This is a genomic window from Rhizobium sp. BR 317 (assembly GCF_047445835.1).
Taxonomy (GTDB): domain Bacteria; phylum Pseudomonadota; class Alphaproteobacteria; order Rhizobiales; family Rhizobiaceae; genus Rhizobium; species Rhizobium paranaense.
In genome coordinates this window covers 1-10,492 of the sequence record NZ_JARWLB010000042.1, presented here as the reverse complement: position 1 = coordinate 10,492, position 10,492 = coordinate 1, and the positions used below count along the sequence as shown (strand labels likewise).

Genomic DNA, 10,492 nt, shown 5'->3' with positions numbered 1-10,492 from the left:
ACGACGCCGCGAACAAGGGCATTGTGTACGTATCCGGAGACCGGAAGCGGGAAGGAATTTTCCCGCAGCAGAGCATTTTCGAGAACCTCGCCATCGGTATCTATCAGAAGAACCTGGGGCCGTTCGGTGTCATCAGGCGGAAAAAGCTGAAGCAGACGTTTGCCCGGGAGGTCGAGCGGCTCCGCGTCAAGATCGGCCACCCGGACAACCGGATTACGTCCCTTTCCGGTGGTAACCAGCAGAAGGTCCTGATCGGTCGCGCCTTCGCCAATGATCCCAGAGTGATCGTTCTTAACGACCCTGCTCGGGGCGTGGACCTCAACACCAAACGCGACCTGTATCGCGAGCTTCGGCTGTTTGCCGAAGGTGGCGGCTCGGTAATCTACCTTTCGAGCGAGATCGAGGAGTTTCTTGGTTTCGCCGATCGCGTCGATGTCTTTCACAAAGGGAGCATCCATCGCTCCCTCGACGGCCCCGACATCAACGAAGAAACCATTCTCGCTGCAATGTTCGGCCGCTCGGTTGCCGACACCATGGAATTCTCCAAAGAGAGAAAGGCACACTGATGTCGCAACGTTTTGGATTTCCTGCGCTCGACAGGTCGCTGACCGTACCGCTCGTTCTTTTCGGAGTGTTGCTCGTCGCTGCAGCCTTGCTGTCGCCGCGGCTGTTCACCGCAACCGGAATGGGCGGAGCAATCATCGTCGCAGCGCCTTTGATCCTCACAACGCTCGCCCTGACACCGATCGTGATGGCAGGACGCGGTTCGGTTGATCTTTCCGTTGGCCCATTGATGGGTTTCGTGAACGTCACCCTGATCGGCTGGCTCTCGGCAAGTGGTTACACGTCGCCACTCGCGGTGGTTTGCTGGGTGGTGGCAGTCGGCGCACTGTACCAGTTGCTGCAGGCGCTCATCATCATCTACGTCCGGGTCGCCCCCATCATCGTCACGCTTTCCAGCTTCCTCGTCCTTTCAGGCGTGAACCTCATGGTCATGTCAAGGCCCGGCGGCGTCGCGCCGGACTGGATGATGACGTGGGGAGCAGGAACCACGATCTTATCTCCGGTGCTGATTATCGTCCTGGCGGCGTTCGCTCTTTGGGCCGCTATGCGCCGGACCACCTTTTACTCCCACCTCCGCATGACAGGCGCCGACGAACGGATGGCCTACACGAGCGGAATGAAAGTCGACACCGTACGCATCTGCGCCCATCTCCTCGGCGGCGTCTTCGTTGGCCTTGCCGCGCTCAGCTATACGGCATTGATCTCTTCGGGCGATCCTACCCAGGGAAGCAGCTACACGCTCCAGGCAGTTACCGCCCTGGTGCTCGGTGGCGCAAACCTGGCTGGCGGGAGAGGGGGGGCTTTGGGGTCGACGCTTGGTGCGCTGAACATGTTCCTCATCTCGTACCTGCTTTCCGCCTTCAGCTTCGGAAGCGTGACAGGGTTCGTGACGCAAATGGCTTTCGGCCTGATCCTCGTGGCATCGCTCCTCGTCAACGTATTCATGACGGCCCGGCGCCCGGCTTTCTAGGGAGGACTTGTAATGACTTTACTCGCAACGGAACAGACGATGAGCCAAACAGGACGATCGGTAAAACTGCAGCGCAGCATCGTGATTGGCTTTGGTCTGCTTGCCGCACTTCTCGTGCTGGGTACGATCCTTGTTCCGGGGTTCATCTCGCCCCGTAACGCCCGTTCGATATTGCTGCTTGCCGCTTTCCTGGGGCTTGCATCGTTGGGACAGACGCTATGTGCCATGGTCGGCGCGCTTGATCTCTCCATTCCCTATGTCATCGGGGGAGCGAACATTCTCTTCCCAAGCCTGTTGGTCACCGGCATGCCTGCCTGGCTGGCCGTAATAGTGGTCGTTATCCTGGGAGCAGCAATCGGGGTCGCGAACGGCTTTTTGAGCTTCAGGCTGCAGGGCCAGGCTCTCATCATGTCCCTGGGGGTCGGCTTCGCATTTGTCGGTGCGGTACAGCTGTACACCTCCATCGGTTCCGACTACGGCGGCACGGTTTTCGCCCCCGTACCGAACTGGCTCCGGAATTTCGCCGCGTTCAACGGGAAGACCTTCGGGCTTTCCCTGCCGCCGGTGGTGCTGGTTTGGCTGCTCATAACGCTTGCGACCATCTGGGCTCTGTACAACACCTGGTTTGGCCGCTCCATCTACGCGGTGGGGGGCAGCAGGACTGCAGCGGCACGGCTTGGCATTTCCGAAACCAAGGTCTGGACCAGCATTCACGGTATCAGTGGAGCGATGTCGGCACTGACGGGCGTATTGCTGCTCGGGTTTTCCGGCGGCGGATTCGTTGGCGTCGGAGATCCATATCTCTTCACCACCGTTGCGGCCGTTGTGATCGGCGGCACCTCGTTGCTTGGAGGCGCAGGCGGATACGGGGCAACCGTTCTCGGCGTACTCGTATTGACGGTAATGACGTCCCTGCTGGTCGGGCTGGGCCTGAGTTTTGCCGCGCAACAGGCGATCGTGGGTCTGCTGATCGTGCCGATGGTGGCCGTCTACGCTCGTACCCCGCATATCCGCAACCAGATCTGATCGAAAGGCCGGCAAATTGAAGATTGTCGCGATAACTGGCAATGTCTCGCGCCCCTCGAAGACGCGGGCGCTCGGGGAATACGCACTCTCGAGCGTCTCGCCCGGTCACACACGGTATCTGTTTGACCTGGTCGATGTTCTCCCGGTGTTGGGAACCACCCTGTGGCGTTCGGAGGCTCCTGTTGGACTCGCGAACGTTCTTGACGCAATCCAGTCTTCAGATGTCCTCATCGTGGGCACGCCGGTCTTCAAGTCCTCGATGACCGGCCTTCTCAAGCATCTTTTCGACCTCTTCGAAATGACAGCCCTGCAGGGGAAACCCGTATTGATATTCGCAACGGGTAAAGCCGAAGCCCATGGTCAGCACGTCGAGGCTCACCTGCGCTCATTGATGGGCTTCTTCAAAGCCGAGGTTCGCGGTGACTTCATCTATGCGATGGACGGCGACTTTCCAGATTCGGCACCGACTGCGGAACTCCGGGAGCGGGTCGACCGCCAACTCGCTCGCACTCTGGGCCATGTCTAGTTCAAGGAGAAGACCATGAAATTTGCTCCCATCGAGAGCGCAGTTAAAGCAATCGCCGCCGGAGAGATGATCATCGTCGTGGACGACGAAGACCGGGAAAACGAAGGCGACATCCTGGTTGCCGCGGACAAGGTGACGAACGATCATGTTGCCTTCATGATGCGTTATGCGCGCGGCCTGATCTGCGTTCCGATGACCGGGGACCGGCTGGACGAACTGGATATCCCGCTCATGGTGGAGCGTAACTCGGATTCCATGCATACAGCGTTCACTGTCTCAGTGGACCTGATACAAGGCGTATCGACCGGCATTTCCGCAGAAGACCGCGCCAAGACCATCAGGGCGCTCGCTGACGCATCAACCGTGCCGGAGGACCTGTCCCGGCCGGGCCACATATTCCCCCTGCGGGCAAACCCGTCCGGTGTCCTCGGCCGCCCCGGCCATACGGAAGCCGCGGTGGATTTCGCGCGGCTGGCCGGGCTCGAGCCAGCGGGTGTCATCTGCGAAATCGCCAACGACGACGGCACTATGGCGCGTCTTCCCGAGCTCAGCGAATTCGCTGAGCGGCATGGCCTCCTCATGGTGACCATCGAAGCCCTGATCGAATATTGCCGCGAGATCGATAAAAGCGGCCTTTGTGCAGATCACGCAGCCAGGGAGGCGGCGATGGCCAATGTTTCGTATCTGACAAGCAGACTTTCCCCGTGCCCTCAGACGGAGAGCGAACTCCTGCGTTGGTGGCCTCCGATACACGCGAAGGAAAGCGCGTTTGAAGGTGCCCACGGGGAGCCTCGTGACGCTAACTGACCATGGTTAGCTGCGCGATGATCGGGCATAACAAACCGTGAGCCACTTTATCGTCGCCACTGCTTTCCTGCTGAATTATCGGCCCACGCGATGTCGCTTTAGTTCCGTTTCCCTTTTCAGTCTCCGGATGGTCGAGGATATGCTGGCCGCTCTTGGGATCATTGTCTCGCACCCTACGATCCGCCGGGCAGAGAAATTTGGTCGTTCGCCAACGACAAGCTTCAATCCTACAACACCGAACGAGACATCACGCCGGCTGTCGCGCATCGGCATCACAAGGGCTTGAACAATCGAGCGGAGAATTCGCACCAGCCAATCCGACGGCGACAGCGGATCAAGAAGCCTTGCAGGTCACAAGGACTCTTGCGGCGCTTCGTCTCCATCCATGACCCGATTGCTAGCATGTTCCACATCGCCCCAGCACCTCACCGCGAGCCATGTCGCGAACTGGGGGCAGCAGCGATGAACCTGTGGGCGCAAATCGCTTGCGCATGACTGACAAAATAGCCCCGCGTCATGGGCTCGACCCTTTGCCGTTGAGTTCACGATGCCCCGTCGAAACCACGGCGAGGGCTGGCCTCGCCAGTCAATTGCCCTGTCCATGCGTCACGGAATATGATGTTCCACCGAGAGGGACTCGCCAGGACGTTCAGTTCTCTATCAGGATTTATTCTTTTAAATCAATCTATTAACAAAAATCAGATAAGTTCTATTATGGAACAATCGCCCTCGGGCAATTCCAAATACCGTCAATGCGCTAAAATCGCTTTAAGTTCGGTCACAGCGAGCTATTTCGATCTTTCGAAAAGCGTCGTCAAGGGTCTCCACTCCGAGCAGCAACAAGGCATCGTTCAAGCAGCGCTCGATATCGTCTACTCTCCTGCCCTCTATTTGGGCAATCACAGCAATCGTCTTCCCTCGTGCCAGCCATCGCAAGGATGCCATCTGGAGAGGACAAAGGTTCCATGTTGTCATTGTCGAACTACCATCTCGTACTCGATCGAGGCGTTAGGAATTTAGTTGATACTCATAGACGGGAAGGCCAAAATTCGTTGCTTGAACTCAACTGACCACCGGCCAATCGGCTCTGGGTTGCGCTTCAGAGCGGTCATGATCGGCAGACGGGGCATTGACTTTGACCGCCGGCTGTACAAGCTGGGTTCTAAGCTGAAGAATATCGTTTGCAGCCCCTGCGGCTAGACCTCGTCCTTAAGCGTCTCCTTCTGGGTAATGAGGCGAGCAGAGTGGTGGCCGGAGGTAAATGCCCAAAGCCAGCTTAGCGCGACCGCCATACGGCTCCTTGTTCCGATCAAAAAGTAGATGTGGGCAAGGCCCCAGATCCACCAGGCGATGGTGCCCTTGAGCCTCAGCCTGCCGAAATCGATCACCGCGGAGCTTGGTCCTATGGTCGCAAGATTGCCAAGATGCCTGTACTTGAAGGCAGGCGGCGCTGAGCGCTGTTTGAGGCGGGCCTTGATCACTTGGGCGACGTATTTTCCCTGCTGCTTTGCGGCGGGCGCGATACCAGGAACCAGCATTCCCTCGCCGGTCTTAACGCTAGCGGTATCGCCGACAACGAAGATGTCCGGGTGTTCGAAGACCGTGAGGTCGGGCTGCACGATAGCACGCCCCGCTCGATCCGTCTCCGCCCCCACCCACACGGCGGCCTTGGATGCCTGCACGCCCGCCGCCCATATGACCGTGCGGCTCGGGACAAACTCGTCCCCAATCGATATGCCTTCCTCGGTGCAGTCGGTCACGGGCCTTCCCGTGCGAACCTCGACGCCCATCGACGCAAGGGATCGCTCGGCGTATTGCGATAACGCCAAATGAAAAACAGGCAGAATACGCGGCCCTGCCTCTACAAGAAGAATGCGCGCCGAAGTCGTATCGATGTTTCTGAATTCCTCGACAAGCGTCCTTCGAGCCAGTTCGGCGATGATCCCGGCCATTTCGACGCCTGTCGGCCCGGCGCCGATTATCGAGAAGGTCAGCAGCCCCGCCCGCGCTTGGGGATCGGTTTCCAGCTCCGCTTTTTCGAACGCCAGGAGAAGGCGACGGCGGATCGTGGTGGCGTCTTCCAACGCCTTCAGTCCGGGCGCGAAGGGCTCCCATTCATCCCGGCCGAAATACGCGTGACGGGCCCCCGTTGCGAGAACAAGGGTATCGTAGGGAATGGCATGGCCGCCCTTGAGCGAGACGAGCCGCTTCTCGACATCGACGCCCACGACCTCGCCAAGAAGCGTCGTGACATCTTTCCTTCCACGAAATACTGCGCGAATGGGCCAGGCAATCTCGGAGGTCGCCAGGACGGTCGTGGCGACCTGATAGAGCAGCGGCTGGAACAGGTGATGATTGCGTCTGTCGATGATCGTGATCGAGAGGTTTGGACATTTGAGATCCTTGGCCAATTGGAGGCCGGCGAAACCGCCTCCCACGATGACAACTCGATGCTCCATTTCGTCCTCCCGCGAGCCTTTGGAAAAAACCCGCCTCGGATCAAGCGCGTCTTTCGGTGTTGCACAATCGCAAGCTCAGTCGCTGATGCGACTGCTCACAATGATGGAAGGGGGGCTTTCCAGCAACGGAAGCAACGGTTCGAGAACACGCTTGACGTTCGGAGATTCTCCGTGACGCGCGGCTGCCTCCTCGTTTGCCCAACCATCGAGAATGAAGAACGTATTCGGCTCGTCGGAGCGCTGGTAGAGATTGTAGTAGAGGCAGCCCTCTTCCTCGCGGGCAGGGCCGACAAACTCCTGGAGCAGTGTGTTGACACGGTCCCGGTTACGCGTCGATGTTTTAAACTCAACAATGAGATGCTGTTCGTCGGACTTGCTCGATGGCATGTGGGAAGCTCCTAATTGAAGACGATGACGGGCTTGATCACGCGGCCAGCTTCGGCATCGGCGACGGCCTCGTTGATTTTCTCGAACGGATACTTTGTGATCAGCTTCTGGAACGGGAATAGGCCGGCCTGGTTCAGCTCGACCAGTTGGGGAATGAAGAGCTGGGGGATCTGGTCTCCGAGGATGGCACCCTGAATTTTCCGGTTGAAGACCATGAGGTCCAGCGGGATTGGAATATCCTTGCCGAGCGCGTCGAGCCCGAGGAGGACGACATGGCCCCCTGCCCGCGTGCATTTGATCGTATTCAGGATGACGGGAATGATACCCACGGCATCGATCGCAAAATCGGCACCGCCGCCCGTCAAGGCGTGGATCTGCTCCACGACGTCTGGGTCCCTGCCGTTGATAGCATGGGTCGCGCCCAACGTCTTGGCCATCGCCAAACGCTGCTCGTTCAGGTCGATGATGATGATCTTGCTGCACCGCCGGACCTTGGCGGCCATCACCGCAGCCATGCCCACTGCTCCGGCGCCGAACACGGCAATGGTTTGTCCGATCTCCGGCTTCATGGCGTTGATGACGGTACCTGCCCCCGTTGCCATGCCGCAACCGAGCGGGGCCGCATTCGTCAGGTCGAAATCCTTGGGAAGCTGCGCGGCGTTGTTCTCAGTCGCCAGGATGTGGGTCGCGAAGGATGACTGGCCGACAAAGTTGCTGCCGATGCCGACTTCATCACAAAGCAAGGCCTTTTTGCCGTTCGGACGAAGCCCCGTCAGATTGTACTGGGTGTAGTTCTGGCAGTTCATCGGGTGAGAGCGCCGGCAATCGCCGCAGAAGCCACATGAACTCTGGCTGAGCGCAACGTGGTCGCCCACTCTTAAACCCTGGACGTCCGCCCCGATGGCTTCGACGATGCCAACACCTTCATGTCCCGGTATGACCGGGGCGGGAGGCCCAAAAATCCCATCACGGAGCAACAGGTCCGTATGGCAGATGCCCGTCGCGACCGTTCGCACAAGAATTTCATTGCCTTCGGGATCCGCCAGCTCAAGTTCACGAAACTCCAGCGGAGCTTTCGGTTTTACGGCCACAGCCGCCGTTATCTTCACCATGCTTTTCTCCTGCATTCTCCCGCGTTGACACCGGGAATGACCTGTCTGGCATCCTGTGCGGGCTAGACGCGACCGACACGTGCGCCGTAAATGATCGCCGCAAGAGCGATGATCCCGCCCTGGACGATAAGCTTGCCGGGCTCCTGGATGCCGAACACGGTCAACATCGCAAATAGGAAACTGAAGGCGACGACCGCCACGAAAGGCCCCGCGACGCCGCCGCGGTCGACGCCGAACGTCACCCCACCGAGAATCGTCGCGGCGAGAGCGTTCATGAAGGTGTCGAAGCCGGGCTTGATCGTTCCAACGGCCAGCGCAGACACCTGAACCAGGGCGGCGATGCCCGTCAGCGTGCCCGCCAGCGTATGCGAGACAAAAATCGTTCGAGCCAGAGGTATGCCTGTTATCTCCGCCGCCCTCGGATTGTCGCCGACAGCGCGGAAGTAGCGCCCGAGGATCAGGAAGCGGAACGCTAGTGCGACGACCACGGAAATCCCGATCCAGACGATAACGGAGTAAGACAGGCCGTAGATGTTCCCGCTCGTCAGGACGCGAAGCCAGCTTGGTGTCGAACCCGGTGCACGGCCGGAACTCATGAACTGGACGATCCCGATGAGGATCGCCGATACGCTCAGCGTCGCGATGACCGCGGAGGCGCGGACATAGGCCACGAGGGCGCCGTTGATCAGACCGACGGCAAGGCCGATGACGATCGTCATCAGGACCGTGACGAAGGGCGGGTAACTGTTGAGGAGCCCGGAGCTGGCGAGATAGATCGAAAAAGCAAACACGCCACTGACCGAGAGATCAATAGAACGCACCCGCATGACAAGAGATTGCGCCAGCACCGCGATCCCGAGCGGCGCTGACTGTTTCAGGATCACGAACCAATAGTTCGGATTGATCAGCGTCGCACTTACCGCGGGGGCCAAAGCGATCAGGATTGCGAGCACGTAATATGCCGGGGGCAAGCCGAGCACCCAGGAAAGTGTGCGCTTGGCGGTGAGAGTGCGGGATGGCGTCTCAATTTTCGCATCTGCTGTGGTCATCGAGAGGTCCATCTCTTTCAAAGTCCGATCGTTTTGCGACGCTGCGAAACGACGAGTGCCAGCAGCAGAAGGCCCTTCACGACCGACTGGAGGAATGCCGAGACGTTGGCGAGGTTCATCACGTTGTTGACGATGCCGAGGATAGCCGCGCCGGCGACAGTGCCGAGGATGCTACCGATACCGCCAGCTAGGTGAACACCCCCGAGCGCTGCTGCGGTAACGGATTCAATTCCGAAGGTAGCACCCCCCTTGGGATCGCCCGAGGCAAGGCGGCCCGCGAGGAACATCCCGGCAGCACAAGCAATTAGCGCCGACAGGATGTAGGCTTTAATGACTGTGCGCTCGACCGGGACGCAATTCATGCGGGCATTGAAATCGTTACCCCCCGAAGCGAACAGGTAAAGGCCAAACGGCCTGCGATAAAGCATCCAGGCAGCAACGACGGTGGCGGCGATCAGCCAGAGCAGCGAGTTTGGCACGGGCCCGACCGAACCCGCGACTGACGCCGACAGCCAATCAGGCACCTTCCCGCCGGGGATCGGGAGAATGATAAGCGCCAGTCCCTGGCCGATCCCCATGGTTGCCAGGGTCATGATGATCGGGTGGACGTTAAGCCTGGCTACGCCGTATCCGTTGGCCAGTCCGAATGCGATCGCAACCGCAATGCAAAGCACGACACGGACAACCTCTGGCATGTCGAGTGTCATGATCGTGGTCGTCACGCTGATGATCGAACCAACGGAAACGTCCAGGCCGCCCGTCAGGATCACAAAGGTCTGGCCGAGCGCAGAAATGACAAGAACAGTAGATTGGGCCAGCAGGTTCGACAGATTCTCCGGCGCCAGAAATTCTGGAAGCAGGATGACCGAGGCGACCACCAGCACGAATAGCGTCCCGATCGACAGCCGGATCGCACCCGCCCGGTAAGGAGTCTTCAGGAAGTTTGCGATGGTATTCATGTATCCTCCTCAATGAACAGCGGCGCGCGGATCGTGCGCGAAGTTCGAACCTAGTGCGGTTCCCAGGATGGTTTCCTCTGTGGCATCGAGCGCGGGCATCTGCCCGACGATCTTTTTGTCGTGAACGACCAGGATGTTGTCACACAGCCCGATCAGTTCGGCGTGCTCGCGCGACGAGACGATCACTGCACCGCCACGATCGGCAAAATCGCGAAGCAGCTTGTAGATTTCCGCTTTCGCGCCGACATCGACGCCCCGTGTCGGCTCCTCGATGACAAGGATATCGACCCCCGAAAGCAGCCAGCGGCACAGAAGCACCTTTTGCTGGTTTCCACCCGAAAGTTTGCCGACGGGCGAGGCGGGGTCGGCAGCCGCAACACGGAGCGACTTTATGACATCGTGAACCCTGGAGATGGAACGCCATGCAACGCTCGCCATGTTCCGGTTCAACTGCTTGCCAAGTGCGATGTTGTCGTAGATCGGAAGCCGAAGAAACAGGCCTTCCTGCTTGCGGTCTTCAGGAATGAAACCAATGCCCGCTGAGATGGCACTCGAAAAGCCTGAGGATACGTTCACATCGATCATGCTGTCGTCGCGGCGACTCTGGACGCTCGCAGCTGCGGCGGGTTCGAC

Annotated in this window: 10 protein-coding genes and 2 pseudogenes; 6 read left to right on the top strand and 6 right to left on the bottom strand. The window is 59.1% G+C overall.

Going from position 1 to position 10,492, the window contains the following annotated elements:
* From QD357_RS30900 to QD357_RS30875, 6 genes and pseudogenes are all read left to right on the top strand, one after another.
* On the top strand, positions 1-566 hold a 566-nt coding region (locus QD357_RS30900; RefSeq protein WP_414125805.1), incomplete at its 5' end, for an ATP-binding cassette domain-containing protein.
* Entirely contained in the window at positions 566-1,534 is a 969-nt protein-coding gene (locus QD357_RS30895) for an ABC transporter permease (RefSeq protein WP_004130106.1), read from the top strand. The genes QD357_RS30900 and QD357_RS30895, both read left to right, overlap by 1 nt.
* Before the next feature lie 12 nt (positions 1,535-1,546).
* Positions 1,547-2,560 carry an ABC transporter permease gene (locus QD357_RS30890; RefSeq protein ID WP_004130109.1) on the top strand — a complete coding sequence of 338 codons (1,014 nt, stop codon included), beginning with the start codon at positions 1,547-1,549 and terminating at the stop codon, positions 2,558-2,560.
* 16 nt (positions 2,561-2,576) lie between these two features.
* Entirely contained in the window at positions 2,577-3,086 is a 510-nt protein-coding gene (locus tag QD357_RS30885; RefSeq protein ID WP_004130112.1) for an NADPH-dependent FMN reductase, read from the top strand.
* Between the two features lie 15 nt (positions 3,087-3,101).
* A pseudogene (ribB, locus tag QD357_RS30880) lies at positions 3,102-3,701 on the top strand (3,4-dihydroxy-2-butanone-4-phosphate synthase); the annotation flags it as partial.
* Positions 3,702-3,920: 219 nt separating this feature from the next.
* Positions 3,921-4,388, top strand: a pseudogene (locus tag QD357_RS30875) (hypothetical protein).
* Positions 4,389-5,089: 701 nt separating this feature from the next.
* Here QD357_RS30875 and QD357_RS30870 read toward each other — a convergent pair.
* From QD357_RS30870 to QD357_RS30845, 6 genes are all read right to left on the bottom strand, one after another.
* Complete coding sequence (locus tag QD357_RS30870) at positions 5,090-6,352, bottom strand: NAD(P)/FAD-dependent oxidoreductase (protein WP_004129653.1); 1,263 nt, start codon at positions 6,350-6,352, stop codon at positions 5,090-5,092.
* Positions 6,353-6,427: 75 nt separating this feature from the next.
* Positions 6,428-6,739, bottom strand: coding sequence for a putative quinol monooxygenase (locus QD357_RS30865; RefSeq protein WP_037155958.1), 312 nt, complete (start codon positions 6,737-6,739; stop codon positions 6,428-6,430).
* Between the two features lie 11 nt (positions 6,740-6,750).
* Complete coding sequence (locus QD357_RS30860; protein WP_004129660.1) at positions 6,751-7,851, bottom strand: NAD(P)-dependent alcohol dehydrogenase; 1,101 nt, start codon at positions 7,849-7,851, stop codon at positions 6,751-6,753.
* Positions 7,852-7,913: 62 nt separating this feature from the next.
* The gene (locus tag QD357_RS30855) at positions 7,914-8,912 is read right to left on the bottom strand and encodes an ABC transporter permease (protein WP_004129662.1); all 999 of its coding nucleotides are present in this window, start codon (positions 8,910-8,912) and stop codon (positions 7,914-7,916) included.
* 5 nt (positions 8,913-8,917) lie between these two features.
* Positions 8,918-9,859, bottom strand: coding sequence for an ABC transporter permease (locus tag QD357_RS30850; protein ID WP_414125804.1), 942 nt, complete (start codon positions 9,857-9,859; stop codon positions 8,918-8,920).
* A gap of 9 nt (positions 9,860-9,868) precedes the next feature.
* On the bottom strand, positions 9,869-10,492 hold a 624-nt coding region (locus QD357_RS30845; RefSeq protein WP_414125803.1), incomplete at its 5' end, for an ATP-binding cassette domain-containing protein.

Coding starts and splice junctions, on each gene's coding strand:
- QD357_RS30895 (WP_004130106.1), top strand. CDS start 566: ATGTCGCAACGTTTTGGATTTCCTGCGCTCGACAGGTCGCTGACCGTA.
- QD357_RS30890 (WP_004130109.1), top strand. CDS start 1,547: ATGACTTTACTCGCAACGGAACAGACGATGAGCCAAACAGGACGATCG.
- QD357_RS30870 (WP_004129653.1), bottom strand. CDS start 6,352: ATGGAGCATCGAGTTGTCATCGTGGGAGGCGGTTTCGCCGGCCTCCAA.
- QD357_RS30865 (WP_037155958.1), bottom strand. CDS start 6,739: ATGCCATCGAGCAAGTCCGACGAACAGCATCTCATTGTTGAGTTTAAA.
- QD357_RS30860 (WP_004129660.1), bottom strand. CDS start 7,851: ATGGTGAAGATAACGGCGGCTGTGGCCGTAAAACCGAAAGCTCCGCTG.
- QD357_RS30855 (WP_004129662.1), bottom strand. CDS start 8,912: ATGGACCTCTCGATGACCACAGCAGATGCGAAAATTGAGACGCCATCC.
- QD357_RS30850 (WP_414125804.1), bottom strand. CDS start 9,859: ATGAATACCATCGCAAACTTCCTGAAGACTCCTTACCGGGCGGGTGCG.